The following is a 26,351-nucleotide window of genomic DNA, read 5'->3' as shown; positions in this document are numbered from 1 at the left end:
GACGGATCAGGCCCCCCGCGCCTGCTCCCCCGCCTCCTCCCCCGCCTCCTCCCCTGCCTTCTCCTGCGCCTTCTCCTGCGCCTCCTCGAAGGTCGCCGACGCCTCCGGCCGGGCGAGCGTGACCACCAGGTCGCCGTCGCTCACCTCCGCGATCAGCGTGTCGCCCTCCTGCACCGTGCCGTCCAGCAGCAGGTTGGACACCCGGTTGTCCAGCTCCGACTGGATCGTCCGGCGCAACGGCCGGGCCCCGAACTCCGGCTGGTACCCGCGGTTGACCAGCCACTCCTTGGCCGCCTCGGTGACCTCCAACCGCACGTCCTGCGCCTTGAGCCGGCGCCGGCTGCGCTCCAGCAGCAGGTCGACCACCGACAGCAGGTCCTTCCGGGTGAGCGCGTGGAAGACGATCACCTCGTCGATCCGGTTCAGGAACTCCGGCCGGAACTGCTGGCGCAGGTCGCGCATCAGGTCGTCGCGGATCTCGTCCACGTTCCCGGCGTGGTCGAGGATGCGCTGCGAGCCGATGTTGCTGGTCATGATCACCACGGTGTTGCGGAAGTCGACCGTCCGCCCCTGGGCGTCGGTCAGCCGCCCGTCGTCCAGCACCTGGAGCAGCAGGTTGAAGACGTCCGGGTGCGCCTTCTCCACCTCGTCGAAGAGCAGCACGCTGTACGGCTTGCGGCGGACGGCCTCGGTCAGCTGCCCGGCCTCGTCGTAGCCGACGTACCCGGGCGGGGAGCCGACCAGTCGGGAGACGGTGTGCTTCTCCTGGAACTCGCTCATGTCGAAGCGGATCATCCGGTCCGGGTCGCCGAACAGCAGCGCCGCCAGTGCCTTCGCCAGCTCGGTCTTGCCCACGCCGGTCGGCCCGAGGAAGAGGAAGGAGCCGGTCGGCCGGTCCGGGTCGCCCATCCCGGCCCGGCCGCGGCGCACCGCCTGGGCGACCGCGGTGACCGCCTCGTCCTGGCCGATCACCTTCTCGTGCAGGTGCTCCTCCAGCTTGAGCAGCCGCTCCCGCTCGGTCGCGTTCAACTCCGCGACCGGGATGCCGGTCCGGGACGACAGCACCTGCGCGATGTCGTCGGCGGTCACGTCGACGACCTCCTCGCGGGACTCGGCGACGGCCGCCAGCTCGTCCTCGGTCTGCCGCAGCTCGGCCTTCAGGTTGGCCGCCCGCACGAACTCCTCGTCCGCGACGGCCTCGTCCAACTCCCGCTTCAGCTTGGTGATCCGGTCCTGCACCCCGGTCGCCTCGGTCGAGCCGCTCAGGCTGCGCAGCCGCACCCGGGCGCCGGCCTGGTCCAGCAGGTCGATCGCCTTGTCCGGCAGGAAGCGGTCGCTGACGTACCGGTCGGACAGCGTCGCCGCCGCGTCCAGCGCCTCGTCGGTGAACCGCACCTGGTGGTGCGCCTCGTACGCGTCCCGCAGCCCCCGCAGGATCTCGACCGTCTCCTCGACGCTCGGCTCGGGCACCAGCACCGGCTGGAAGCGGCGCTCCAGCGCGGCGTCCTTCTCCACGTGCTTGCGGTACTCGTCCAGCGTCGTCGCGCCGACCACGCTCAGTTCGCCGCGTGCCAGCGCCGGCTTGAGGATGTTGCCGGCGTCCATCGACCCCTCGCCGCCGGAGCCCGCGCCGACCACGGTGTGCAGCTCGTCCAGGAACAGGATCACGCTCTTCTCGGCCGCCGTGACCTCGTCGATCACCTTCTTCAGCCGCTCCTCGAACTCGCCCCGGTACTTGGAGCCGGCCACCAGGGCGGTCAGGTCGAGGGTGACGACCCGCTTGTCCCGCAGGCTCTGCGGCACGTCCCCGGAGACGATCCGCTGCGCCAGCCCCTCCACGATCGCGGTCTTGCCGACACCCGGCTCGCCGATCAGCACCGGGTTGTTCTTGGTCCGGCGGGAGAGGATCTCGACGGTCTGCTCGATCTCCTCGGCCCGCCCGACCACCGGGTCCAGCCGGCCCGAGCGCGCCGCCTCGGTGAGGTCCAGCCCGTACTCGTCCAGCGTCGGCGTCTCGCTCGGGTGCGCGCCCGTGCTGCTGCGCTCCCCGCCGACGCCGCGCCCCTCCAGCACCGTCTTCAGCGCCTCCTGCGAGGGCGCCGCGTTGCGCAGCGCCGTCCCCGCCCCGGACCGCTCCTGGTCCAGCAGCGCGCCGAGGATGTGCTCCGGCCCGATGTACGAGGCCCCGGCCGCCTGCGAACGGGCGTGCGCCGCCAGCAGCGCACGCTTGGCCGACGGCGTCAGCGCGGGCTGCCCGCCGTCCACCGCCGCCCCGTCCCCGGACGGCAGCGACCGCTCCAGGTCACCGGCCAACTGGTCCGGGTCGATCCCCGCCCGCTCCAGCATCCGGCGCGACGGCTCCACCCGGGTGGCCGCCCAGGCCAGGTGCCCGGTGTCGAGGTCGCTGGTCCCGTCCTCGCCGGCCCGGTGCGCGGCCAGCCCCAGCAGCTCCTGCGAGGACTCGCTCAGCAACCGCCCGATCGGCACCCGCTGCACGGCGGGCGGGGAGGCCATCGGACTCATTCCGAAGAAGCGGCTGAGTAGATCGGAGAACGGATCGCTCGATCCGAACGGGGGCATGGTCACGGAGGATCACCTCTCCCAAGCGGTGTGCAGCCACCCAAACACAGCCCGCCCCACCCCGCCTCCCGAGCCCCGGCCCCTCCCGCCCCCTGACGGCACCCCCAACTCCCCCGCCCCGTCGGCCGCGCCGACGGAGCGGCCCGGGAAACGACGGAGGGCCGGTCCCGGGAGACATGTCTCCCGGGACCGGCCCTCCGAACGGTGGTGGGCGCGGACGGTTTCGAACCGCCGACATCTGCTTTGTAAGAGCAGCGCTCTACCACTGAGCTACGCGCCCCCTGTCGCGGCCCGGTGGGGGCACGACGACTGCCTAGGGTACCTGGTCCCGGGGGGTGCTGTGGTGCGGGTGGTCGGGGAGTGGGGCGGGTGGGGGTGCCGGTGCGGTGGGGCGATCGGGAAGAATGGGGGTGGATCAGCGGGTCGGAGCAGGGAGCGCGCAGTGACGGTGGCCGGCGGGAGCGGGCGGGGGTGGCGTCGGGCGGGGAGTGCGCTGGCCGACGCACTGGTGGTGCCGGTGGTGCTGGCGGGTGCGCTGGGTGCGCTGGGGCTGGCCTCGGCCGGGACGGGCGGCTGGTGGGGCCGGCGCGGCGGGGAGGGTGTGCGGGCGGATGCCAAGGCGGCCCGGGACGCCGCGCAGGAGGCGTTCTACGAGCTGGACTCGACGCAGCGCGAGGTGCAGTTGGCGGTGGAGACCGTCCGGGCGGCCGAGGACGAGGCGACGGCCCGCCGGGCGCTGGCGGACCTGGCGGGGATCACCGGCCGGGTGGACCAGGTCACCGTGAACTACCTGGGCACGCTGGACGCGTACAACCTGGACGACGAGGCGCTGGACGCCGGCACCGCGGCGCGGGCCCGGCGGCAGCTGGAGGACGTGAAGGGGCAGCTCGGCTCGGCCCGGGCGGAGCTGAACGACTTCCTCCAGCGGCTGCAGCCGACCCTCCAGCGCGCGGAGCAGCAGCTGATGCGGGTCACCCCGGCGGTGGAGCAGGCGAAGCGCGCGCTGCTCCAGGCGAGCAACGCGCTGGACGCGGTGCGCGGCGCCGGGCTGCGGGCGGACGACCTGGCGGCCCGGCTGGCCGAACTGGCGCCGGAGCTCGGGTTGCTGAACGAGGGGCCGGCCCGGCACGGGGTGGCGCCGACGCTGCGACGCGCGGACGACGTGCGGCAGCGCGCCGAGGCGATCGCGGCCGACGCCGGTCAACTGCCGGAGCGCGCACGGGAGATCGACCGGCGGGTGGCGAGCCTGCGGACCCGGATCCAGGCGCTGGAGACCAAGGCGGAGACGGTCGAGCCGGCGCTGAGCGAACTGCGCCGACGGTTCAGCGCGGCCTGCTGGCAGGACCTCCAGCGGGTGTCGGAGCAGGTCGCGGAGACCGGGCGGGCGGCGGAGCGCAAGCTCGCCGAGGCCGCCCGGGCCCGGGACGAGCAGCGCTGGGCGGACGCGACGGGCGCCATCGGTACGGTGCGCGCGCTGCTGGACACCGCGGACGGGTCGGTGGTCGCGGTGAACGAGCGGCTGCGGCAGCTGAACGAGGTGCAGCACGACCCGCACCGGGAGGTGGAGCGGGCCCGGTTCGCCCTGCGCGACGCGCAGCGGCTGGCGATGACGGGCCGCAGCGCGCCGGACCCGCGGCACGCCGCCCCGCTGGACGAAGCGGTGGCGCGGCTGGACCGGGCCGTGGCCACCCTGGAAGCGGCTGGCCGGCACCCCGACTACTGGCACTTCCTGACCGAGCTGGCGGGCGTGCGGGAGACGGCGGCGCAGGTGATCGGGCTGATCCGCGGCGATCTGGGCGGGCACAGGTAGCACCGGTAGCACCGGTAGCGCCGGCCGGGCAGGACACCGGCAGCGTCCCCGGCAGCACCCACCGATAGGACACCGGTAGGCCGCCGGCAGGGCACCGCCTGGGTACCCTGCCGGTATGCCACGCTACGACTTCCGCTGCCGCTCCTGCGGCGCCACCTTCGAACTCCGCCGCCCGATGGCGCAGGCCGGCGCCCCCGCCGTCTGCCCGCAGGGCCACGAGGACACCGTGAAGCTGCTGTCCGCCGTCGCCGTCACCGGCTCCGCTTCGGGCGGCGCCCCGCGCCAGGCCCCCTCCGGCAACGGTGGTGGCGGAGGGGGCTGTTGCGGCGGCGGCTGCTGCGGCTGACCGCTCCCGCTCAGGAAGCGACGGGGGCGGCAGGGGCAGCAGGGGCGACGGAAGCGGCGGCCACCCGGGCGAGGAACCGTCGGACGATCTCCTCCCCCGCCGCCACCCCCACCTCGTCGAGGGCGGTGACGCCGGGGGCGGTCCAGCCGCCGTCGGCGAGTTCGCCGTGCCCGGGCCGCCAGGCGGCGTCGGCGGCGAGCAGCAGGTCGGCGTCGAGCAGCGAGTCGCCGGCCGCGAGCACGGTGGTCGCGCCGGTGCGCCGGACGGCTTCGGCGAGGGCGGCGCTCTTGCTGAGCGGCGCGGGGACGGCGTAGACCTTGCGGCCCTGGAGCGAGACCGTCCAGCCGCGTTCGGCGCACCAGCCGGTCAGCTCGTCGAGCCAGCCAGCGGGCAGCGCGGCGCGCTCGACGACGAGGTAGGCGAACAGCCCGTCGGCGACGCGGCGCTTGTGCGTCCACTCCGGGTCGGCGCTCAGGGCGAGCTGCCGGACGACCTCCTCCAGCGGGGCCGCACCGGAGGCGAGCCGCGCGGTGATCTCGGTGCGCCAGTCCTGGTCGGGCACGCCGTCGACGAGCAGGTGCCCGCCGTTGCCGCAGATCGCGTACGCGGGGACCCAACCGGGCGTCGGGCCGGGCAGGTTGATCCGCTCGTACTGGGCGAGGGTGCGGGTGGTGGCGGGGACGAACCAGGCCTGCCGGACGAGTTCGGCGAGCAGCGCGGCGGCCTGTTCGGTCATGAACGAGAGCGCCTTGCCGTCGTGCACCTCGACGGAGAGCAGCCGGGGCGCGAGCCGGTCGGGGACGTCCAGGGCGAGGGCCCGGTTGGAGTAGACGAGCGTCCGGTCGAGGTCGCTGGCGACGAGAACATCGGCGTTCATCAGGACTCCTTCACCACAACGGTCCTACCGGAGGCCCCGGTCGCTCCCCGACTGTAGCGGGGGTGGATGAGGCCGACGCAGGAGTACGGCAGGCCGTCCACCTCCTCGACCTCGACGCCGCGCTGGGCGGCGAGCAGCCGGACGTGGTCGAGGTCGGCGCCGGCCCCGCGCCTGGCGAGGACCCGCCAGGGGACGCGGCGCAGCAGCACCCGGGTGGTCTCGCCGACGCCGGGCTTGACCAGGTTGACGCTGTCGATGCCGTACTCGGTGCTGATCCGCTCGACGGCGGCCCAGCCGGCCCAGTCGGGCGCGCGGTCCGGGGCGGTGGACAGCCGGTCGGCGGCGGCGACGGCCTCCGGGCGGACGGCGTCGAAGTGGTCGGCCACGGTGTCGAGGAAGGCGGCGGAGACGTCCGCACCGGCCAGTTCGGCGTAGTGCTTGGCGCCGTGGAAGTCGTCCGGGCCGATCAGGCCGGGCCGCAGCACGGTGCGCGAGACCAGGCCGGAGACGGTGGAGTTGAGGCAGGCGGAGGGGATCAGGAAGTCGTCCCGGGTGCCGTAGGTGCGCGCGCAGCGGCCGGGGTCGGCGAGGACGGCGAGGTCCGGGTCGAATCCGGTGCCGGCCAGGGCCTCGGCGAGTTCGCGGGTGATCGCGCCCTTGCCGGTCCAGCCGTCGACGAAGACCACGTCGCCGGCGCGGTGGTGGGCGGCCAGGTAGCGCAGGGCGACCGGGTCGATGCCGCGGCCGCGGACGATGGAGACGGCGTAGTGCGGGGTGTCGAGTCCGTGGGCGTGGGCGAGCCAGCGGCGGATCAGGATGCCGACGGGCGTGCCGGCCCGGGCCAGCGAGGCGAGCACCAGGCCGGGGCCGCGCTCGCGCAGCAGGGTCTCGGCGACGGTGCCGGCGGCGAGCGCGATGCGGCGGGCGGAGGCGCGCAGCGCCTGGTGGAACAGCTCCTGGTACTCGGGGCTGGGCTGGTACTCGACCGGCAGCGACTCGGCGTAGTGCGCGCCGCCGTTCTGGACGGCCTCCTCGCGCTCCTCGGTGGGGGCTTCGAGCGGGACGCCGGAGAGGTCCTTGAGCAGCCAGGCCACCTCGTCGGGCCGGTAGGAGGAGAACGCCGGGCCGTACAACGGGGACGGCAGCCCAGACGGCCGGGGGGAAGGCCGGTGGGAGGGCAGCACCGCGAGCACCACCTGGTCGGTGACCTGCCGCAGCTGGCCGAGCAGGGCGCGCTCGCCCTCGCGCAGGGCGGGGGTGTCGGCGACGTCGTCGACCACCAGCACGACCGCGTCGAACCGGCGGGCCGGGTCGCTGCCGGGGGCGACGTTGTAGGCGTAGCGCTCGCGCGAAGCGTCGTCCTGCGGGTCGTCGTGGGCGGGGAAGGCGAGGCGGGTGCGGATGGCGTAGCCGGGGTCGTCCACGGCGAGGACGGGCGAGCGGGTGGTGGTGGAGTAGCGGACGCGGTCGCCGCCCAGCCGGTCGGCGAGTGCGCCGGCCAGCCTCAGCGGGGCGTACATCAGTTCCTCGAAGCCGAGGACCAGCACGCGCCGCGCCGTGGCGGGCAGTGCGTCGGCCAGCTGTGCGGCCAGGCGGGGCAGGGCGGCGTCCAGTCGGACGCGGTCGCGGGCGGTGAACCCGTGCCGGCCGCCGTCGGGGAGCCCGGCGGGCCAGTCCAGGTCGACCCGGGCGAGCGGTGCGGGCGTTCCGGGGGGCGCGGCGGGGGCGGGGGCGGCCTCGGCTATCAGCCGCTCGGCGCGGTCCAGGACGTCGGCGGGCAGCTGGACGGCGCCGCTGGCGGTGGCCACCAGGTCGAGCCGGACGCCGAGTTCGGCGGCGGTGTCGGCGAGCCGGCGGCGGTCGGCGGTGGAGCGCAGGTCGACCAGGGCGACGACGACGTAGTGGTCGCGCGGGTGGCGGGCGTGCAGTTCACGGATGGTGTTGAGGACCGTGCGGCCGGTCGAGAACTCGTCGTCGACCAGCACCAACGGGCCGTCACCGGTGAGGAGTTCGGGATCGGCGGGGAGCAGCAGGTGCGAGGTGGCGTGCGAGTGCTCCTCCTCGAAGCCGCCGAGCGGGGGCACGCCGGCCACCGGGCGGCGGGTGGAGTGCAGGTACGGGGCGTCGAGGCCGTCGGCGACGCTGTGGCCGAGGCCGGTGGCCGTCTCCGCGTAGCCGAGGACGACGGCCCGCGCGGCGGCCTCGTCGCCGAGCAACTCGCGTACCTTCCGGCCGAGTTCGAGCCCGACGCCGTGGACGACCGCGGGCCGCTGCGGGACGTGCTTGCCGAGCACGGTGGAGACCAGCAGGTGGGCGCGCTTCGGGTTCTGGGAACGCAGGGCCAGGCCCACGAGTTCGGGGAGGCGGTCCGATCCGGTCAGGGCGATGCCGGCCCGGTCGGCGACCCAACGGCCGGTCCACGTCTGCTGTGCTGTCACTGCTGGTCCTGCCTTCGCATGGTGCGGTGGTGCGGTCTTCGGATCGGTCGGAGTCGGATCGGCCGGATCGGCCGGACGGGTCGGACGGGTCGGACGGGTCGGATCGGTGGGGCCGTTCAGGTCAGCCGCGGACAGCCCCTCTCAGCCGCGCGCAGCCCCCCCTCACCCCCCGCACAGGCAGGCCGCGAGCAGCTCCGCGAAGCTCACGTCCTCCCGGGCCACCCCGAACACCTCCGCCCGCAGCAGCACCCGCTCCGCCCAGGCCCGGTGCGGCCGGGCCTCGTTCATCTTGTTGGTGTACGCCGAGCGCAGGACCCCGCCGCCGTCCTGCTCCTGCCGGAGGATGTCCCGGGCGTCGCAGTACTCCTCGTGCGTGACCACCGAGAGGGCGTGCACGGCGGGGACGTGGCTGGGGTGGATGCAGGTCTTGCCGAGCAGGCCGTTGGCCCGGTCGAGCTCGACCTCCCGGATCAGCCCGTCCAGGTCGTGCTCGATGATCCGCCGGCGGACCTCCTCGCCGGAGGCCCGGGTCGTCCCGGGGGCCTCGGCGAACGGCGTGCGGCGCAGCTGCGGCTTGAACATCCGCTCCTGGACCGGGAAGTACTCCCAGACCGGACCGGTGACGGTGTACCCGGTGCCGTCCGCCCGGCCGAGCACGTTGACCACGTCGCCGATCACCGCCGAGACCAGGGCGACGTCGTACGCGGTGAGGTCGGGCGAGCGGCGCAGGCCGTACGCGGAGCAGAGGTCGGTCACGCCGAGGCGGACGGCGAGCACCCGCTCCCGGTGCCCGGCGAGCAGGTCGGCGATGCCGAAGAGCTGCTGGCGCCTGGTCTCCAGGTGGGCGAGTTCGGGTGACTCCAGGACGGGCATGGCGAACAGCCGGCGCCCGGTGGCGGCCTCGGCGGCGGCCAGGGCGGCCAGGTACGCGCCGCCGGTCTCCGTGGTGAACTTCGGCAGGACGAACCCGCTCAGCAGCTCGACGGCCGGCCCGAGCCGCTCGGCCAGGTCGAGGATCTGGGAGGCGGCTCGAACTCTGATGAAGAGCAGGGGGTGGCCTTGTGTGCAGTCGGTGAAATCCCTGACCAGGTCATTCAACTGCTCGATCAGGTTCCGCTCCCCCGCGTCCACCTCGTGGTCGGCGATCGCGTCCTCCAGGCAGAGCACCATCGACACCACGCCCCGAGCAGCCTGTTTGCGGATGTCGGCGGCCAGCGCGGGCCGGGTGGCGGGGCTGTAGAGGGTGCCGCCGAGGGCGGTGGCCAGCACCGCGGCCTCGCTCCGCGCCGTGAACGGCCGGGGCGGTTCGAGGAAGAGGCGACCGCGTACGTCGTCGGCGAGGTGGCCGAAATGGCGCAAGGTGCTCTCCTCAGAGGTTTGACGGCCACCGGTCCGTTGCCGGGGCGTGCGGCGGCGCGGGACGACACCGCGATCCAGCGGTGCGACACCATGGTTAACCGGTCCACGGGGCTCCGTGGTTCCCGGACGGACGCCGGCGGGCCCCCCTCCGCCCGACCCCGGCGGGCCCTTGGACCGCCCATCGTACGGACGGATTCCGGCCGTCCCCGGTTCCTCGGCACTGAACTCCCGGAACATCGCCGTCCAGATCACCGATCACCGGTCGAGCACCGGCAAACCCCCGACAAGCGCAAGTCTTGGCAAAGTTCGACCCGGTTCCGACGGTCCCGGTCACGTTGTCCGAAGGGGTGGCGAACGGGCAGGATGGTCGGCTATGACGCACGTGATGGCCAAGGGCGCCAACATCGCACTGCCGGCTGCGGCGGTCCGCGCCGTGCTGCGCTGGAGCGCCACGCCCGGTGCGCCGGACGTGGACGCGTCCGCGCTGCTGCTCGGCGCCACCGGCAAGGTCCGTTCGGATGCCGACTTCGTCTTCTACAACCAGCCGCGACACCCCTCCGGCCTGGTGCGCCACCTGCCCAAGCAGCAGACCTCCGGCGGCGCCGAGATCATCGACACGATCGAGGTCGAACTCGCCAAGCTGCCCGCCGACGTCGACCGGGTGGTGCTGGCCGGCTCCTCCGAGGGCGGCTCCTTCCGCACGGTGCCCGGGCTGCGCCTGCTGCTCTTCGACGCCACGGCCGGGGACGGCACCCCCGCACTCGCCGAGTTCGCGATCTCCGACGGCGAGAACGTCACCGCCCTGGTCGCGGGCGAGCTGTACCGGCGCTCCGGCGCCTGGAAGTTCCGGGCGATCGGCCAGGGCTACACCTCCGGCCTGATCGGCCTGGCCACCGACTTCGGCATCACCGTCGACGACGAGGCGGAGGCCGACGCGGCCCCGGCGGCGGCCTCGACGGCCACCCCCACCGCCGCCGTCGACCCGCGCAGCACCCCGCTGCCCGCCCCGCGCCCGACCGCCCCGCCCGAGCCCGGCACCTTCACCCTGGCCCCGGCCGTCCCGCAGCCGTCGGCCACCCCCCAGGGCCGGCCCCAGCAGCCCGCCGCGGCCGCCCCGGGCCCGGTGCCGCCCCCGCCGACCGCCCCGCCCACCGTTCCCCCGGCCGCGCCGCCGGCTCCGACCGCGCCCCCGGCCCACCAGCCCGGCACCGGGTACGGCTACCCGCAGCAGCCACAGCCCCAGCAGCCGCCCGGCACCGGCTACGGCTATCCGCAGCAGCAGCCCGGTACCGGCTACGGGTACCCGCAACCCACCCCCCAGCCGTACCCGCAGCAGCAGGGCACCGGTTACGGCTACCCGCACCAGCAGCAGCCCGCCCCGCAGCAGCACCCCGGCAGCTACGGCTACCCGCACGCCGGCACCGGCCAGCAGCCGCCGGCCCAGGCCCCCGCGCAACCACCTGCCCAGGCCCAGGCCCAGCCGCCCACCGGCGAGGAGTTCGCCCTGCCGCCGCAGGGCCCGCAGTTCCAGCCCCGCTGACCGGCCTGCTCAGGGCACCACCGCCGCCCGGCTCCGACCAGACCGGGCGGGGCCGAGGCCGGGCGGGGCCGAGGCCGGGCAGGGCCGAGGCCGGGCAGGGCCTAGTCGGAACCGCCCTGGCTCTTGTACCCGCGCTGCCACTGCATCCCGAACCCGTACAGCCGGTCGATGTCCGCCTGGAACCCGTTGACGTACCGCACCTCACGGCGCACCGTCAGCTGGTTGTCCCCCGCGTTCTCGATCAGCACCACCGCGCACGAGCGCGCCGCCCGGGCCCGTTCGTCCAGCTTGATCTCGATCCGCGGCCCGGTCTGCGGCACGATCGTCACCACCGCGTGGGACTGCTCGAAGGCCGGCGTGCCGTCGTAGATGTAGACGAAGATCAGCAGCCGTTTGAACTTGTCCTTCTTCTCCAGGTTGACGTACATCGTCTCGCCGGACGGCGCCCCGTACTGGTCGTCGCCGCTGAGCTTGATGTACGGCGGTTGCCGGAGGTCGCCGAAGTAGCCGCCGAGCGGCTGCACCACGCCGCTGCTCCCGTCGGACAGTTCGTACATGCACGCCAGGTCGAGGTCGACGTTGACCTGCTCGTTCTGCACCGAGTCCGGCTCCAGCGGGCGCAGGATGCGGGGGCTGAAGAGGCGCTTGGCGCGTTCCCGGGCACTCGGCCGGACGGCCCCGGAGCGGGTGGTCCAGTGCAGGTTGACGTAGAGGTAGCCGGTGGTGGCCGCGGACCCGGTGATCGCGTGCTGCGGGGTCGACTTGGTGAGTATGACCTTGTGCTGACCGCCCGGGTTGTCGAAGGTGTAGTTCCGCTCCCCGCGCAGGTACTCCCAGATCGAGACCATCCCGCCCTCTCCCCCTGCTCCCGTCAGGCGATCTGACGGTCCGCCGCTCCATGATCGGGCATCAGCCCGGCCCTCGGATACCCAAACCTTCCCCTCCCCTACCCCGTCGGGCCCCCCGGCGCTCACCGCCGGGTCGACGAGTGGAGCGGCCGGCGGGTCGATTGGCGGGAGGAAGCCCCCCTCCCGTAACATGCCGCCCCTTCGGACGCGATATCGTCTAGCCGCACAGGTGTCCCGTCCGCCCCTGCGCGGGTGCGGCGGGTACGCCGTGCGGCGACGAACGAACCGTCAGGCGCGACCCGAGTACCGGGAGCTGACCGCCTGTGTCGCTCTGTGAACCCGTCCCCTGCGGAAACCCGAGGCCCGACCCGCAATGAACCTGACCTCCATACAGCTGGTCTGGACCGTCGTCGGCGGCGCAGCCCTGCTGTTCGTCGCCGTCCTGCTGGCGACGCTGCGTTTCAAGAACACGAAGAAGGAAGAGGCCGGCGACTCCTGGGAGCGCAGCGAGGAGCGTCGGCGGCGCAAGGAGATGATCTACGGCATCTCCTCCTACACGCTGCTGTTCTGCTGCGCCGGTGTCGCCGCCGCGCTGTCCTTCCACGGCCTGGTGGGCTTCGGCAAGGAGAACCTGGGGCTGTCCGGCGGCTGGGAGTACCTCGTCCCGTTCGGCCTCGACGGCGCCGCGATGTTCTGCTCGGTGCTCGCCGTCCGCGAGGCCAGCCACGGTGACGCCGCGCTCGGCTCCCGCCTGCTGGTCTGGGTGTTCGCGATCGCCTCGGCCTGGTTCAACTGGGTGCACGCGCCGCGCGGCGTGTCGCACGACGGCGCCCCGCAGTTCTTCTCCGGCATGTCGATCTCGGCGGCGATCCTGTTCGACCGCGCGCTGAAGCAGACCCGCAAGGCCGCGCTGCGCGAGCAGGGGCTCGTGCCGCGCCCGCTGCCGCAGATCCGGATCGTCCGCTGGCTGCGCGCCCCGCGCGAGACCTACGCGGCCTGGTCGCTGATGCTGCTGGAGAACGTCCGCAGCCTGGACGAGGCGGTCGAGGAGGTGCGCGAGGAGCGCCAGGCCAAGCTGGACGCCAAGGTGCGGGCCCGCACGGCCGACCGCCGCGAGCGGGCCGAGCTGAAGGCCATCTCCCGCCAGGGCGGCATGCTCGCCCGGGCCCGCGGCGGCCGCCAGGTGCCCGCGCTCACGGCTGCCGGCGACGGCCAGACCGCTACGGAGCCTGCCCTAGCCGCCGAGTCGGACACCGCCTCCTCGCACCAGGCCGCCTCGGGCCCGCTGGAGCCGGCCGCGCTGGACGCCGGCCGCCGCCCGCGTGCCGCCGTCGGCTCGTCGTACGCGCCGTCCTCCTCGGCGTCCTCCTCGCCCTACTCGTCGTCGTCCTACTCCTCGTCCTCGTCCGCCGGATCGGCCTCGGGCTCGTCCTACCGCAGCTCGACCATCGACCTGACGGCCGACGACGACACCCTGTCGATGCCCAAGCTGGACTCGCTGGAGCGCAAGCTGCGCGCGATCGAGCAGCAGCTCGGCTGAGCGGGCGCACCGCGACGTGAAACGGCCGCCCCCGGATTCCCGGAGGCGGCCGTTTCGCGTACCCGGCGGGCTATTCGCCGGTACCCGTACTCACCAGTTCCGGTTCGTCCCGCGCGGCCTCGCGCCGGTTGCGCAGGATCGACGAGCCGAGCGCCAGCCCGATGAAGGCGACGCCGATCAGGCCGGTGACGATCTCCGGGATGTGGTACTTGATCCCGACCAGCAGGATCACCGAGAGCGCACCGATCGCGTAGTGCGCGCCGTGCTCCAGGTAGACGTAGTCGTCCAGGGTGCCCTTGCGGACCAGGAAGACGGTCAGCGAGCGGATGTACATCGCGCCGATGCCCAGGCCCAGGGTGATCTGGAAGATGTCGCTGGAGATGGCGAACGCGCCGACCACGCCGTCGAAGGAGAACGAGGCGTCCAGGACCTCCAGGTAGAGGAAGAGGAAGAACGCGGCCTTGCCGCCGACCTGGAGGATCGACTTGCCGGACTTCTCGGCCTCCTCCTCGCGCTCGGCGTCCTCCTCCAGACCCGATTCGAAGATCGAGGAGAGGCCGCCGACCACGAGATAGGTGATCAGGCCGAGGACACCGGCGAGCAGAACGGTTTCAGCGTGCTCCCCGGCGAAGAAGTTGGAGGCCAGCACCAGCACGACCAGCGCGACGACGCTGGAGAAGGCGTCCAGCTTGCCGACCTTCTCCAGCGGGCGCTCGATCCAGCCCAGCCAGTTGTGCTCCTTCTCGTCGTCGAACACGAAGTCGAGGAAGATCATGAGCAGGAAGACGCCGCCGAAGGCCGCGATGGCGGGGTTGGCCGCCTCCAGGTACTGACCGTAGGTCAGGCCGGCGTGCGTCTTGTCGGAGTGCAGCGCGAGGTCGATGACCGTCGCGGGGTTGAGCTTCGCGGTGAGGCCGACCACCAGCAGCGGGAAGACCAGCCGCATGCCGAAGACGGCGATGAGCACGCCGACGGTCAGGAAGATCTTCTGCCAGTACGGGTTCATCCGCTTCAACACCGTGGCGTTGACCACCGCGTTGTCGAACGACAGGGAGATCTCCAGGATGGAGAGGATCAGCACGATGCCGAATCCTTGGGCCCCCCAGAGCAGTCCGGCCGCGATCAGGCCTAGGACGGTGATCGCGAACGACCAGCCGAAAGTGCGGAGGAACACGGGACTTGGTTACCTTTCGGGTTTCGGGCCGTGCCGGGGGCGGCCTCGTCCCGAGACGCCCTGACCGGGCCGGGCCCGGTCAGGTCACCCCCGCACTGCCTTCTGTTCTCATGATCGTAGGTTGGGTGCGATTGTTCTGATTTTCGCCTTTTCGCCCTTACTGTACGTTTACGCCGAAATCGAGGGCGATGCCGCGCAGGCCGGAGGCGTAGCCCTGGCCCACCGCGCGGAACTTCCACTCGCCCGCGTAGCGGTACAGCTCGCCGAAGATCATCGCGGTCTCGCTGGACGCGTCCTCGGACAGGTCGTAACGGGCGATCTCCTCGCCGTCGAGGGAGTTGGCGACCCGGATGTAGGCGTTGCGGACCTGCCCGAAGTTCTGCAGCCGCGCCTCGGCGTCGTAGATCGACACCGCGAACACCACCTTGTCCGCCTGTGCCGGAACCAGCTCCAGGTTGACCAGGACCACCTCGTCGTCGCCGTCGTCCTCGCCGCCGGTGAGGTTGTCACCGGTGTGCTCGACCGAGCCCTCGGGGCTCTTGAGGTTGTTGTAGAAGACGAAGTACTCGTCACCGAGCACCCGGCCGCCACCACAGATCAGGGCGCTCGCATCGAGGTCGAACGGTGCGCCCGTGGTCGAACGGGCGGACCAGCCGAGGCCGATCTGGACCTGCGTCAGGTTCGGCGCGGCCTTGGTGAGCGAGACGTTCCCGCCCTTGGCGAGCGTGACCACCATGACTGTTCTTCCTCCCTTGCCTTCTCCCGGGGCGCGCCTACAAGGTGTAGTCCCCCACGGCCCGGGCCGGCCCCGTTTGGCCGGCTGAACTTCCTGAACTCACATCCTCGCAGCGCACGGAGCCGACACGAAGCCGGGGCGGCCCCGGACCTCTGGAGGTCCGGGGCCGCCCCGTAGAAGGCTCCCGCGCCGGGCGACCGGCCGTCGTCCGCCGCCGCCCCGTGTCGTCCGGTGTCGTCCGGTCAGACGTTGACGCCGAAGTCCTGGGCGATGCCGCGCAGGCCGGAGGCGTAGCCCTGGCCGATGGCCCGGAACTTCCACTCCGCGCCGTTGCGGTACAGCTCGCCGAAGACCATCGCGGTCTCGGTGGAGGCGTCCTCGGAGAGGTCGTAGCGGGCCAGCTCCGTGTTGTCGGCCTGGTTCACCACGCGGATGAACGCGTTGCGGACCTGGCCGAAGTTCTGCCCGCGGCTCTCGGCGTCGTAGATCGAGACCGGGAAGACGATCTTCTGCACGTCCGCCGGGACGCCGGCCAGGTTGACCTTGATCGCCTCGTCGTCGCCCTCGCCCTCGCCGGTGCGGTTGTCACCGGTGTGCTCGACGGAGCCGTCCGCGCTCTTCAGGTTGTTGAAGAAGACGAAGTTCCCGTCCGAGGCGACCTTGCCCTGCTCGTTGCAGAGCAGCGCGCTGGCGTCCAGGTCGAAGTCCGTCCCGGTGGTGGTCCGGACGTCCCAGCCCAGGCCGACGACCACGGCCGAAAGCCCCGGGGCCTCCTTGGTGAGCGAGACATTGCCGCCCTTGCTCAGGCTGACACCCACTTGTCCTCCAAGAATCGGGAGGCACGCCCTGGTGCCCCCGTGGTGCGGTTCGAGGCGCCGGCCGGCGAGCGGCTCGCGTGCCCCACCCGGCCAACGGACCGAGCGTAGTGCGCGGTTCCCGTCCGGACGTGCGAACGGGCCCGGCGCGGCCGTTCGAAGTTCGCGGGGGCGGGCCCACGGCCACCGCCACGGGCCTCCACGCGGGGCCTCAGAGGGCGCCGAGGGCCTTCAGGTACTCCTGCTCGTCCCGGGCGTCCGGGAGGTCGTTGACGACGCTCCAGCGCACCGTGCCCGCCGTGTCGATCACGAAGGTGCCGCGCACGGGGCAACCCTTCCGCTCGTCGAGGACGCCGTAGGCGCGGGCGACCTCGCCGTGCGGCCAGAAGTCGGCCAGCAGCGGGAACTCCAGGCCCTCCCGCTCGGCGAAGACGCGCTGGGTGAACTGCGAGTCGCAGGAGACGCCGAGCACCTGGACCCGGTCGTTCTGCAGCTGCGCCAGCTCCCGCTGGATGGCACCGAGCTCGCCGGTGCAGACGCCGGTGAAGGAGAACGGGTAGAAGACCAGGACGACGTTCCGCTCGCCCCGGAAGTCGGAGAGGCGGACCGCTTCGCCGTGCTGGTTGTTGAGCTCGAAGTCCGGAGCCTCGGTACCGACCTCGATGGCCATGAACGTGACCTTTCTGACGCGACCGCGCCGCGCGGGCGGCGCGGCCAGCGCCATCCTCGCATCCGTTCGGGCACGTTCCGCCGAATGGATGAGGGCGGCACCCGCGCGCTCCACCGCTTTCGCCCTGGGCGAACGCGTTTCCGGGCCGGCCCCGGGGCGGACGCGACCCCGGGCGACCACGCTCCGTGACGACGAGGGCGACGCCACCCCCGGTGCCGGACCCGGAAAACGATCGGGCCCCGCCGGAGGGATCCTCCGGCGGGGCCCGGTGCGGGGCCTCAGAGCCCGCTCAGCGCTTGCCGGCCGGCTTGGCCGTGGACTTGGTGGCGAGCCGGGTGGCCGCCCAGTCCTTGGCGACCGCGATCGAGCTGGTCTGGGAGAGACCGGCGGTGCGGGCCGCGTCCGCGATGTCGGACGCCTCGATGTGGCCGTCGCGCCCGGTCTTGGGCGTCAGCAGCCAGATCAGACCGCCTTCGGCCAGGTACTCCAGGGCGTCGACGAGGGAGTCGGTGAGGTCCCCGTCGTCGTCGCGGTGCCACAGCAGGACGGCGTCGGCGACGTCGTCGTAGTCCTCGTCGACGAGATCCGTCCCGGTGAGCTCCTCGATGCCTTCGCGGAGATCCTGGTCAGTGTCGTCGTCGTACCCCAGCTCCTGGATGATCTGGCCCTCTTCGAAGCCGAGACGGGTCGCCGGGTTGGACTTGTCCGCGGGGTCCGCGGTCGCGCTCACGGGAATAACCTCCAGTATTCGGCCCGGCGTCCATGCCGAGGCTGTGGCCGTAGTCCACACGGGCGCGGCGGTTCGCGCAAGTACCCGCCCCCCGATCCCCCCCAAAGGTTGACGTGCCACAGCGGGGACACGCCGTTCGATGTGTCGGGAATCACACCGATTTGCCCTTCTCTGCATGAGACAAGGATGCTTCGGGTGGTCCCGGCCCACAGGGCGTACGGATGCCCGAGATACGAACGGCATTCGGGTCCGCGCGTGCGCGGGCGTAGAGTCTCCTGTTGGCCCTCACCCCGGCCGCCCGCCATCGGGCGGACGGGACACCAGGTCGGACCACCTCTGTACGTAGCACCCGGGGGTGTGCGGGGCGGGCGAAGTCGCCCGGACCGCGCACCGCCAGACCGTCCCGCCCACCAGGCGGAACGGTTACCGATCGGTAGAGATGACGGATCTCCGAGCGCGGTAGCACGATGGAGGCGGCGCGACACACCTCAGTTTCGACCGACAGTGAAGGAACAGCGTGGCTTCCGGATCCGATCGCAACCCGATCATCATTGGCGGCCTTCCGAGTCAGGTCCCGGACTTCGATCCCGAGGAGACCGCGGAATGGCTGGAGTCGCTTGACGCGGCCATCGACGAGCGGGGGCGCGAGCGCGCCCGCTACCTGATGCTCCGCCTGATCGAGCGCGCCCGCGAGAAGCGTGTCGCCGTGCCCGAGATGCGCAGCACGGACTACGTCAACACCATCGCGACCAAGGACGAGCCGTTCTTCCCCGGCAACGAGGAGATCGAGCGAAAGATCCTCAACGCGACCCGCTGGAACGCGGCCGTGATGGTCTCCCGGGCACAGCGCCCGGGCATCGGCGTGGGCGGGCACATCGCCACCTTCGCCTCCTCCGCGTCGCTGTACGACGTCGGCTTCAACTACTTCTTCCGCGGCAAGGACGCCGAGGGCGAGTCCGGCGACCAGATCTTCTTCCAGGGCCACGCCTCCCCCGGCATCTACGCCCGCGCGTTCCTGCTGGACCGACTGTCCGAGCAGCAGCTCGACGCGTTCCGCCAGGAGAAGTCGAAGGCCCCGTACGGCCTCTCCAGCTACCCGCACCCGCGGCTGATGCCGGACTTCTGGGAGTTCCCGACCGTGTCCATGGGCCTCGGCCCGCTCGGCGCGATCTACCAGGCCCGGATGAACCGCTACCTGGAGCACCGCGGGATCAAGGACACCTCCGACTCGCACGTCTACGCCTTCCTCGGCGACGGCGAGATGGACGAGCCGGAGTCGCTGGGCCAGCTGTCGCTGGCCTCGCGCGAGGGCCTCGACAACCTGACCTTCGTGGTCAACTGCAACCTGCAGCGCCTGGACGGCCCGGTCCGCGGCAACGGCAAGATCATCCAGGAGCTGGAGTCCCAGTTCCGGGGCGCCGGCTGGAACGTGATCAAGCTGGTCTGGGACCGCAGCTGGGACCCGCTGCTCGCGCAGGACCGCGACGGCGTCCTGGTCAACAAGCTGAACACCACGGTGGACGGCCAGTTCCAGACCTACGCCACCGAGACCGGTCAGTACATCCGCGAGCACTTCTTCGGCAGCGACCTGCGCCTGCGCAAGATGGTCGAGAGCATGACCGACCAGCAGGTCCAGCACCTGGGTCGCGGCGGCCACGACCACAAGAAGATCTACGCGGCGTTCAAGGCGGCCCGCGAGCACAAGGGCCAGCCGACGGTCATCCTCGCCCAGACGGTCAAGGGCTGGACGCTCGGCCCCAACTTCGAGGGCCGCAACGCCACCCACCAGATGAAGAAGCTGACGGTCGAGGACCTGAAGCGCTTCCGCGACCGGCTGCACCTGCCGATCACCGACAAGCAGCTGGACGAGGGCTACCCGCCCTACTACCACCCGGGCCGCGACTCGGAAGAGATCCAGTACATGCACGACCGCCGCAGCGAGCTGGGCGGCTACGTGCCGACCCGCAAGGTGCGCCCGCGTCAGCTGGAACTGCCCGGCGACGACGCGTACAAGGCGGTCAAGAAGGGCTCCGGCAACCAGACCATCGCCACCACCATGGCGTTCGTCCGGGTGCTCAAGGACCTCATGCGGGACAAGGGCATCGGCAACCGCTTCGTGCCGATCGCGCCCGACGAGTACCGCACCTTCGGCATGGACTCGCTCTTCCCGTCGGCGAAGATCTACAACCCGCTCGGCCAGACCTACGAGTCGGTCGACCGCGACCTGCTGCTGGCCTACAAGGAGTCGCCGACCGGCCAGATGCTGCACGACGGCATCTCCGAGGCCGGCTGCACCGCCTCGCTGATCGCCGCCGGCTCCTCCTACGCCACCCACGGCGAGCCGCTGATCCCGGTGTACGTCTTCTACTCGATGTTCGGGTTCCAGCGCACCGGCGACCAGTTCTGGCAGATGGCCGACCAGCTGGCCCGCGGCTTCGTGATCGGCGCCACCGCCGGCCGCACCACGCTGACCGGCGAGGGCCTCCAGCACGCCGACGGCCACTCGCAGCTGCTGGCCTCGACCAACCCCGGCGTCGTCGCGTACGACCCGGCGTACGGCTTCGAGATCGCGCACATCGTCCAGGACGGTCTGCGGCGGATGTACGGCACCAGTGCCGAGCACCCGCACGGCGAGGACGTGTTCTACTACATGACCGTCTACAACGAGCCGATCAAGATGCCGGCCGAGCCCGAGAACGTGGACGTCGAGGGCATCCTCAAGGGTCTGCACAAGTACGCGCCGGGCACCGCCGGCCAGATCCCGGCCCAGATCCTCGCCTCCGGCGTGGCCGTGCCGTGGGCCCTGGAGGCCCAGCGCATCCTCGCCGAGGAGTGGAACGTCAAGGCCGACGTCTGGTCCGCGACCTCCTGGAACGAGCTGCGCCGCGACGCGGTGGAGGCCGAGGAGTTCAACCTGCTGCACCCCGAGGAGCAGCAGCGTGTGCCGTACGTCACCCAGAAGCTCCAGGGTGCCGAGGGCCCGGTCGTCGCCGTGTCCGACTGGATGCGCGCGGTGCCGGACCAGATCTCCCGCTGGGTGCCCGGTCAGTACCAGTCGCTGGGTGCCGACGGGTTCGGCTTCGCCGACACCCGCGGTGCGGCGCGTCGCTTCTTCCACATCGACGCGCAGTCGGTCGTCCTGGGGGTGCTCACCGAGCTCGCCAAGCAGGGCAAGATCGACCGCAGTGCGCTGAAGGACGCGATCGACCGCTACCAGCTGCTCGACGTGGCCGCGGCCGACCCGGGCGCCGCCGGCGGCGACGCCTGATCACCCGCTAGACCCTGAAGGGCCGGGCCTCCAAGCACGGAGGTCCGGCCCTTCGGCGTTCCCGGGTGCACCCGAGCGGGTCCCGCTGGTCCCACCGGCCCGCGGCGGCGGATGACGGCACGCAGCGGCCCCGGACTCCGTCGAGTCCGGGGCCGCTGGTCGTCGGCCGTCGGCCGCGCGGGATCAGATGTGGACGGCCGGGCCCGCGTCGACGGTGCCCCGGCGGGTGAGCAGGCCGAGCACGGCGGCGCCGAAGGCCACCACGGCGGCGACCGCGAAGGCGAGCGACATGCCGCTGACGAAGGAGTCGTGCACGGCGCCGGCCATCGCGTCCACCGCCTGCTGCGGGGTGCCGGCCGGGGCCGGCGGGGCGATGCCGAGCTGCGCGGCCTGCTTGAGGCCCTCGGCCTCGGCGCCCTGGACCGGCGGCAGGCCAGCCCGGGCCCAGTTGCCCGGCAGCACGTCGGTGACCTTGGCGGCCATCAGCGCGCCGAGCACCGCGGTGCCGAGGCTGCCGCCGACCTGCATCGCGGCCTGCTGGAGGCCGCCGGCCACACCGGACAGCTCCAGCGGGGCGTTGCCGACGATCACCTCGGTGGCGCCGACCATGACCGGGCTGATGCCGAGGCCCATCAGGACGAACCAGAGCGACATCACGCCGGTGCCGGAGCCCGCGTCCAGGGTGGACATGCCGAACATCGCGGTGGTGGTGATCAGCATGCCGGCCACGATCGGGATCCGCGGGCCGAGCTTGCCGATCGCGATGCCCGCCACCGGCGAACCGATGATCATCATGCCGGTCATCGGCAGCAGGTGGACACCGGCCGACACCGGCGACATCCCGTGCACGTTCTGCAGGTAGAAGGTCACGAAGAAGATCGCGCCGAAGAACGCGAAGGCCATCAGCACCATCAGCAGGGTGCCCGCCGACAGCGGCACCGAACGGAACAGGCTGAGCGGGATCAGCGGCTCCTTCGCCCGGGCCTGCCAGAACGCGAAGAGCACCATCAGGACCACCGCGCCGCCCAGGAACAGCAGCGTGCGGGCGTCGCCCCAGCCCCACTCGGGGGCCTTGATGATGCCGAAGACCAGCGCGAACATCGCCACCGAGAGCAGCGCGATGCCGGGCAGGTCGAAGGACTTGGCGGCCTTCTCGGCCCGCACGTCCTTGAGGATCCACAGGCCGAGGCCGAGCGCGATCAGGCCGACCGGGATGTTGATGAAGAAGACCGACTCCCAGTTGACGTGCTCGACCAGCAGGCCGCCGACGATCGGGCCGGCCGCGGTCGAGGCGCCGATCACACCGCCCCAGATGCCGATCGCCATGTTGAGCTTCTCGGCCGGGAAGGCGCCGCGCAGCAGGCCGAGCGCGGCCGGCTGGAGCAGCGCGCCGAACAGGCCCTGGAGCACCCGGAAGGCGATCACGGTCTGGATGTTGCCGGCGAAGCCGATCGCGGCCGAGGTGGCGGCGAAGCCGACGGCGCCGACCAGGAAGGTGTTCTTGTGGCCGAACCGGTCACCGATCTTGCCGGCCGTGATCAGGAAGACCGCCAGGGCCAGCAGGTAGCCGCTGGTCACCCACTGGATCTCGGAGGGCGCGGCCTTCAGGTCCGCCTGGATGACGGGGTTGGCGATGGCGACGATCGTGCCGTCCAGGGCGACCATCATCACGCCGACCGCGACGGTCAGCAGGGTCAGCCAGGGGTGCCCCTTGAGCCCTCCCCCGCCCGGTGGCGTGCGCTGCGGCGGGACGTCCGCCTTGGCGTTCTTGACGACGGACTGGCTCATCTGGGGCCCTCCGGGGGCGTGGCAGAGAACGGAACGTGGGCGTGGCGCCGCGACCCACCCGTCCCCACGAGTGCCCGGTCGGCGAGCGCCACTTCCGGCAGATTATGTCAGCCACTGACATTCGGCAAACACTGACTTCTGACTCTGGCTGACATTTGTCAGAGCGCTAAGGTTGTGCTCCTCACCCCGCCCGCACGCGCTCGGAAGGCCCCGCCATGGCCGCTCGCACCCCCACCCCCACCGCCGCCCCGGGCACCCCCGAACGGCTGCCAGGGCTGCGCGAGCGCAAGAAGCAGCAGACCAGGGACGCCCTCGTCCAAGCCGCCCACGTGCTCTTCCTCGGCCAGGGCTTCGCCCGCACCACCGTCGACGAGATCGCCTCCGCCGTCGAGGTCTCCCAGCGCACCTTCTTCCGCTACTTCGCCAACAAGGACGAGGTCGCGCTCGCCGTGATGGCCGACGCCGAGGACTACTTCATCGAGTGCCTGTGCCGCCGCCCGGCCCACGAGTCCCCGCTCCAGGCCCTGCGCGCCGCGATCGTCCAGTCCTGGCGCGAACTCGGCGCCGAACACCGCAGCGGCCCCCGCTCGATCACCACCGCCCTCGAACTGATGCGGATGATCGAGGAGACCCCCACCCTGCTCGCCACCCACCTGCGCCGGGTCACCGAGCAGGAACGGGTGGTCGTCCGGGTGCTCGCCGAGCGCGAGGGCCTCGACCCGGCCGAGGACCTGCGCCCCACAGTGCTCGCCGCCGTCTTCGGCAGCGTGCTGCGCGCCGCCCACCTGTCCTGGACCCCCGACCAGGAGCCCGCCGGGCCCGAGGGCATGGTCACCGTCATCGAGCGCCACTTCGACCAGCTCGGCCCGGCCCTGGCCGGCCACTGGCGCACCGGCCCGCAGTAGTACCGGCCACGCGGTAGTACCGGCCCGCGGTAGTACCGCGGGCACCACTCCCGGCCCCGGAACCGTGCCGGGAGCAGTAGTACCCGGGTAGCACCCCCTACTCCGGTAGCACTCCGATGTTCGACCCCAGTGCGACGACGGGCGGACGGCACCCTCTTAGGCTGGCCCGCGATGAAGACGATCACCACGACCGAAGTCCGCGCGCAGGCCCTCCGGCTGCTCCGCTCGCTCCGGCACCACCTCACCACCCCGACCGGCGGGTACGCCCCGCTGCTCGGGGACTCGCCCCGCGCCTGGCTGCGCCGGCTTCCGTACGTCGTCGCGCTGATCATGCAGGCCTCGCTGATCCCCACCGGGATCGTCGCGCTGGTCGACTTCTACGGCGTCGCCGTGCCCATCGCCGGTGCGCTCACCGTCGCCCAGACCGCGCCGCTGCTGCTCGCCATCACCCGGCCGCTGGCCGCCTGGTGGATCAGTGCGGCCACCCTCGTCACCACGGCCTCCATCACCGCCCGGCACCACCAGTTCGGCGGCACCTGGCCGTGGACGGCGCCGATGGTCCTGGCGTACGTCTTCCTGCTGATCGCACTCGCGCTGCGGGAGAGCCGGGCCACCCTGATCGCGGTCTGGATCGCCACGATCCTGCTCACCCTCCTCACCACCACGCTCGGCTTCCCGCACGCCGACGACGGCACCACCATGCTGCTGGTCGCCCTCGGCGGCGCCGCCCTGCTGCTCGGCTGGGCCGTCCAGGACCGCACCGAGGCCCGCCGGTTGCTCGCCGAACAGGAGCACATCAGCGAGGCCGAACGCGAGCGGCGCACCCTGCTGGAGGAGCGCGCCCGGATCGCGAGGGAACTGCACGACGTGGTCGCCCACCACATGTCGGTGATCGCCGTGCAGGCGGCCAGCGCGCCGTACCGGATCACCGGCGTACCGGCCGCGGCCACCGAGGAGTTCACCGCCATCGCCGGCACCGCCCGCGAGTCGCTGACCGAGATGCGCCGGCTGCTGGGCGTGCTGCGCAGCGAGGAGTCCGCCGCCGAGAAGGTGCCGCAGCCCGGGATCGAGCAGCTGCCTCAGCTGATCGAGACGGTGGGGCGGGCCGGGGTCCCGGCCGAGCTGACGGTGGATCCGGGGCTGGCCGAGGCGGTGCCGAAGGCCGTCGGCCTGTCCGCGTACCGGATCGTGCAGGAGGCGCTGGCCAACGTGGTACGCCACGCGCCCGGTTCGCGGGCCCGGATATCCCTGGTCGACGAGGGCGCCACCCTGCTGCTGACCGTGGTGAACACGCCCCCGCCCCAGCACACCGAGTCGCTGGAGGCCTCCATGGAGGGCACCGGACAGGGACTGATCGGAATGCGGGAACGCGCCCGGCTGGTCGGTGGCAGGCTGGAGACCGGCCCGATGCCGGACGGCGGCTACAAGGTCGCCGCCGTCCTGCCCCTCGAAACCCCCCGGGAGAAGCCCGCATGACCATCCGCGTGATCATCGTCGACGACCAGGCCATGGTGCGGGCCGGCTTCGCCGCCCTGCTCAACGCCCAGAGCGACATCGACGTGGTGGGGGACGCGGCGGACGGCGCGCAGGCCCTGGAGGTGAGCGGCCGCACCCACCCGGACCTGGTGCTGATGGACGTCCGCATGCCCGTCATGGACGGTCTGGAGGCCGCCCGCCGACTGCTCGACCCCGCCGTCCCCGGCGCGCACCGGCCCAAGGTGATGATGCTGACCACCTTCGACGTGGACGACTACGTGTACGAGGCGCTGCGCGCCGGGGCCAGCGGCTTCCTGCTCAAGGACGCCCCGCCGGCCGACCTGATCTCCGCGGTCCGGGTGGTCTCGGCCGGCGAGGCGCTGCTCGCCCCCTCGGTGACCCGCCGGCTGATCGAGGACTTCGCCCGCAACCGGCCGGCCCGGCGGCGGGACCCCAAACTGCGGCTCAACGGCCTCACCCCGCGTGAGACCGAGGTGCTGGAGCTGATCGCCCGCGGCCTGTCCAACCAGGAGATAGCCGGCCGGCTGGTCCTGGCCGAGCAGACCGTCAAGACCCACATCGGGCGCATCCTCGCCAAGCTCGACCTGCGCGACCGCGCCCAGGCCGTCGTCCTCGCCTACGAGTCCGGCCTCGTGACGCCGGGCCAGTGACGCCCGCCGGCCCGGTGGTCCCGGCCGCCCCCGCCCGGGCGGCACCCCCCGTGGTACCCCGAGCGATACCCCGAGTAGTACCCCGGTAGCACCCGGGAGTTGGCCCCGCGGTGTGACGTCCGCGGGGCCGTCGCATTTCTACCTTCCTTTCCGTCGAAGTCGAACGGACGAGGGAGGGGCCGGACATGGGGAAGTTTCGGGTCAAGAGAGCCATCGCGGCCAGTACGGTGATGCTGGCCGCGGTGCTCGGTCTCGGCGGCTTCTCCACGGATGCCCAACAGGCCGTCACCGGCCCGCCGCCGGGCAGCGCCGCCTGGGTGGCCGACACCGCGCTCGGCGTCCACCCGCCCGACCCGGCCACCGCCACCCCGGCCGAAGTCGCCGCGTTCTTCGCCGAGTTGACGCCCGCCCAGCAGGACGCGCTGGCCGTCCGGCACCCGCTGGTGGTCGGCAACCTGGACGGCGCCCCGGTCCAACTCCGGTACCGGGCCAACACGCTGGCCCTCACCGCGGAGCTCGGCCGCGAACTCGCCCGGGCCACCGACCCGGCGCTCACCCCGCAGGACCACGAGCAGGCCCGCACCCGCGCCGAGCGCTACCGCGCCCTGCTGGACGGCGACCGCCGGATCCTCGTCTTCGACCCGCGCGGCCGCGGGGGGGGGGGCGCGGGGGTGGGGGGCCACGCCCCCCCCCCCCCCCCCCCCCGCGCGGGCCCCGGGGCGGACCACCACCTGGGGTACATGGACCCCTCCCCCCGGGCGTACGGGACCCCCCCCCGCC

General features: G+C 72.5%; 19 protein-coding genes, 1 tRNA gene and 1 pseudogene. 9 read left to right on the top strand and 12 right to left on the bottom strand.

The window, feature by feature from the left end:
• Positions 1 to 6 precede the first annotated feature (6 nt).
• Together ACIO9K_RS32335 and ACIO9K_RS32330 are read right to left on the bottom strand one after the other, a co-directional pair.
• Positions 7 to 2,580, bottom strand: coding sequence for an ATP-dependent Clp protease ATP-binding subunit (locus tag ACIO9K_RS32335; RefSeq protein ID WP_400335181.1), 2,574 nt, complete (start codon positions 2,578 to 2,580; stop codon positions 7 to 9).
• Positions 2,581 to 2,785: 205 nt separating this feature from the next.
• Positions 2,786 to 2,860: transfer RNA gene (locus ACIO9K_RS32330), tRNA-Val, on the bottom strand.
• Positions 2,861 to 3,022: 162 nt separating this feature from the next.
• Between ACIO9K_RS32330 and ACIO9K_RS32325 the strand changes: the two genes are divergently transcribed.
• Both ACIO9K_RS32325 and ACIO9K_RS32320 read left to right on the top strand, forming a co-directional pair.
• Positions 3,023 to 4,390 (top strand): hypothetical protein, encoded by a 1,368-nt coding sequence (locus ACIO9K_RS32325; RefSeq protein ID WP_400335140.1) that lies wholly within the window; start codon positions 3,023 to 3,025, stop codon positions 4,388 to 4,390.
• Positions 4,391 to 4,505: 115 nt separating this feature from the next.
• Positions 4,506 to 4,736 carry a zinc ribbon domain-containing protein gene (locus tag ACIO9K_RS32320; protein WP_063347431.1) on the top strand — a complete coding sequence of 77 codons (231 nt, stop codon included), beginning with the start codon at positions 4,506 to 4,508 and terminating at the stop codon, positions 4,734 to 4,736.
• 10 nt (positions 4,737 to 4,746) lie between these two features.
• On the opposite strand, the gene ACIO9K_RS32315 is transcribed toward ACIO9K_RS32320, so the two are convergent.
• From ACIO9K_RS32315 to ACIO9K_RS32305, 3 genes are all read right to left on the bottom strand, one after another.
• On the bottom strand, positions 4,747 to 5,613 hold the full coding sequence (locus ACIO9K_RS32315; RefSeq protein WP_400335138.1) for an HAD family hydrolase: 867 nt from the start codon (positions 5,611 to 5,613) through the stop codon (positions 4,747 to 4,749).
• Positions 5,613 to 8,051, bottom strand: a complete 2,439-nt coding sequence (locus tag ACIO9K_RS32310) for a phosphoribosyltransferase (RefSeq protein WP_400335136.1) — start codon at positions 8,049 to 8,051, stop codon at positions 5,613 to 5,615. The genes ACIO9K_RS32315 and ACIO9K_RS32310 overlap by 1 nt, the downstream gene beginning before the upstream one ends.
• A gap of 162 nt (positions 8,052 to 8,213) precedes the next feature.
• Positions 8,214 to 9,410 carry an HpcH/HpaI aldolase/citrate lyase family protein gene (locus ACIO9K_RS32305; protein WP_363620385.1) on the bottom strand — a complete coding sequence of 399 codons (1,197 nt, stop codon included), beginning with the start codon at positions 9,408 to 9,410 and terminating at the stop codon, positions 8,214 to 8,216.
• Between the two features lie 373 nt (positions 9,411 to 9,783).
• Between ACIO9K_RS32305 and ACIO9K_RS32300 the strand changes: the two genes are divergently transcribed.
• Positions 9,784 to 10,950: a TerD family protein gene (locus ACIO9K_RS32300; RefSeq protein ID WP_363620383.1), complete on the top strand. Its 1,167-nt coding sequence runs from the start codon at positions 9,784 to 9,786 to the stop codon at positions 10,948 to 10,950.
• A 101-nt stretch (positions 10,951 to 11,051) separates the two neighbouring features.
• On the opposite strand, the gene ACIO9K_RS32295 is transcribed toward ACIO9K_RS32300, so the two are convergent.
• Complete coding sequence (locus ACIO9K_RS32295; protein WP_350878113.1) at positions 11,052 to 11,798, bottom strand: Tellurium resistance; 747 nt, start codon at positions 11,796 to 11,798, stop codon at positions 11,052 to 11,054.
• Between the two features lie 373 nt (positions 11,799 to 12,171).
• Here ACIO9K_RS32295 and ACIO9K_RS32290 point away from each other — a divergent pair, with 373 nt between their 5' ends.
• On the top strand, positions 12,172 to 13,338 hold the full coding sequence (locus tag ACIO9K_RS32290) for a DUF2637 domain-containing protein (protein ID WP_400335134.1): 1,167 nt from the start codon (positions 12,172 to 12,174) through the stop codon (positions 13,336 to 13,338).
• A 70-nt stretch (positions 13,339 to 13,408) separates the two neighbouring features.
• On the opposite strand, the gene ACIO9K_RS32285 is transcribed toward ACIO9K_RS32290, so the two are convergent.
• From ACIO9K_RS32285 to ACIO9K_RS32265, 5 genes are all read right to left on the bottom strand, one after another.
• Entirely contained in the window at positions 13,409 to 14,512 is a 1,104-nt protein-coding gene (locus ACIO9K_RS32285; RefSeq protein ID WP_363620379.1) for a DUF475 domain-containing protein, read from the bottom strand.
• A gap of 157 nt (positions 14,513 to 14,669) precedes the next feature.
• Positions 14,670 to 15,248: a TerD family protein gene (locus ACIO9K_RS32280; protein ID WP_363580697.1), complete on the bottom strand. Its 579-nt coding sequence runs from the start codon at positions 15,246 to 15,248 to the stop codon at positions 14,670 to 14,672.
• 242 nt (positions 15,249 to 15,490) lie between these two features.
• Complete coding sequence (locus ACIO9K_RS32275; RefSeq protein WP_363620377.1) at positions 15,491 to 16,066, bottom strand: TerD family protein; 576 nt, start codon at positions 16,064 to 16,066, stop codon at positions 15,491 to 15,493.
• Positions 16,067 to 16,274: 208 nt separating this feature from the next.
• Positions 16,275 to 16,733, bottom strand: coding sequence for a peroxiredoxin (locus tag ACIO9K_RS32270; RefSeq protein WP_363580694.1), 459 nt, complete (start codon positions 16,731 to 16,733; stop codon positions 16,275 to 16,277).
• Positions 16,734 to 17,022: 289 nt separating this feature from the next.
• On the bottom strand, positions 17,023 to 17,463 hold the full coding sequence (locus ACIO9K_RS32265) for a DUF3052 domain-containing protein (RefSeq protein ID WP_363580692.1): 441 nt from the start codon (positions 17,461 to 17,463) through the stop codon (positions 17,023 to 17,025).
• 517 nt (positions 17,464 to 17,980) lie between these two features.
• Between ACIO9K_RS32265 and aceE the strand changes: the two genes are divergently transcribed.
• Positions 17,981 to 20,731, top strand: coding sequence for a pyruvate dehydrogenase (acetyl-transferring), homodimeric type (aceE, locus tag ACIO9K_RS32260; RefSeq protein WP_363620375.1), 2,751 nt, complete (start codon positions 17,981 to 17,983; stop codon positions 20,729 to 20,731).
• Between the two features lie 183 nt (positions 20,732 to 20,914).
• Here aceE and ACIO9K_RS32255 read toward each other — a convergent pair whose 3' ends face one another.
• Complete coding sequence (locus tag ACIO9K_RS32255; protein WP_363580688.1) at positions 20,915 to 22,519, bottom strand: MFS transporter; 1,605 nt, start codon at positions 22,517 to 22,519, stop codon at positions 20,915 to 20,917.
• A gap of 215 nt (positions 22,520 to 22,734) precedes the next feature.
• On the opposite strand from ACIO9K_RS32255, the gene ACIO9K_RS32250 reads away from it, so the two are divergent.
• The 4 genes and pseudogenes from ACIO9K_RS32250 to ACIO9K_RS32235 all read left to right on the top strand — a co-directional run.
• Positions 22,735 to 23,424, top strand: coding sequence for a TetR family transcriptional regulator (locus ACIO9K_RS32250; protein WP_363620373.1), 690 nt, complete (start codon positions 22,735 to 22,737; stop codon positions 23,422 to 23,424).
• 171 nt (positions 23,425 to 23,595) lie between these two features.
• Positions 23,596 to 24,900 (top strand): sensor histidine kinase, encoded by a 1,305-nt coding sequence (locus tag ACIO9K_RS32245; protein WP_363580684.1) that lies wholly within the window; start codon positions 23,596 to 23,598, stop codon positions 24,898 to 24,900.
• Positions 24,897 to 25,571, top strand: coding sequence for a response regulator transcription factor (locus ACIO9K_RS32240; RefSeq protein WP_063347446.1), 675 nt, complete (start codon positions 24,897 to 24,899; stop codon positions 25,569 to 25,571). Before ACIO9K_RS32245 ends, ACIO9K_RS32240 begins: the two co-directional genes overlap by 4 nt.
• Positions 25,572 to 25,756: 185 nt before the next feature.
• Positions 25,757 to 26,351 (top strand): annotated as a pseudogene (locus ACIO9K_RS32235) (hypothetical protein); the annotation flags it as partial.

This window comes from Kitasatospora sp. NPDC087271 (assembly GCF_044744605.1).
Taxonomy (GTDB): domain Bacteria; phylum Actinomycetota; class Actinomycetes; order Streptomycetales; family Streptomycetaceae; genus Kitasatospora.
Note: the sequence above shows the minus strand (reverse complement) of the source record. Positions and strands in the feature narration are given on the sequence as shown.

What these genes read in the sequence shown, in the direction of transcription:
- ACIO9K_RS32335 (WP_400335181.1), bottom strand. Translation starts at nt 2,580, where the DNA reads ATGCCCCCGTTCGGATCGAGCGATCCGTTCTCCGATCTACTCAGCCGC.
- ACIO9K_RS32320 (WP_063347431.1), top strand. Translation starts at nt 4,506, where the DNA reads ATGCCACGCTACGACTTCCGCTGCCGCTCCTGCGGCGCCACCTTCGAA.
- ACIO9K_RS32315 (WP_400335138.1), bottom strand. Translation starts at nt 5,613, where the DNA reads ATGAACGCCGATGTTCTCGTCGCCAGCGACCTCGACCGGACGCTCGTC.
- ACIO9K_RS32300 (WP_363620383.1), top strand. Translation starts at nt 9,784, where the DNA reads ATGACGCACGTGATGGCCAAGGGCGCCAACATCGCACTGCCGGCTGCG.
- ACIO9K_RS32295 (WP_350878113.1), bottom strand. Translation starts at nt 11,798, where the DNA reads ATGGTCTCGATCTGGGAGTACCTGCGCGGGGAGCGGAACTACACCTTC.
- ACIO9K_RS32290 (WP_400335134.1), top strand. Translation starts at nt 12,172, where the DNA reads ATGAACCTGACCTCCATACAGCTGGTCTGGACCGTCGTCGGCGGCGCA.
- ACIO9K_RS32280 (WP_363580697.1), bottom strand. Translation starts at nt 15,248, where the DNA reads ATGGTGGTCACGCTCGCCAAGGGCGGGAACGTCTCGCTCACCAAGGCC.
- ACIO9K_RS32270 (WP_363580694.1), bottom strand. Translation starts at nt 16,733, where the DNA reads ATGGCCATCGAGGTCGGTACCGAGGCTCCGGACTTCGAGCTCAACAAC.
- ACIO9K_RS32255 (WP_363580688.1), bottom strand. Translation starts at nt 22,519, where the DNA reads ATGAGCCAGTCCGTCGTCAAGAACGCCAAGGCGGACGTCCCGCCGCAG.
- ACIO9K_RS32250 (WP_363620373.1), top strand. Translation starts at nt 22,735, where the DNA reads ATGGCCGCTCGCACCCCCACCCCCACCGCCGCCCCGGGCACCCCCGAA.
- ACIO9K_RS32245 (WP_363580684.1), top strand. Translation starts at nt 23,596, where the DNA reads ATGAAGACGATCACCACGACCGAAGTCCGCGCGCAGGCCCTCCGGCTG.
- ACIO9K_RS32240 (WP_063347446.1), top strand. Translation starts at nt 24,897, where the DNA reads ATGACCATCCGCGTGATCATCGTCGACGACCAGGCCATGGTGCGGGCC.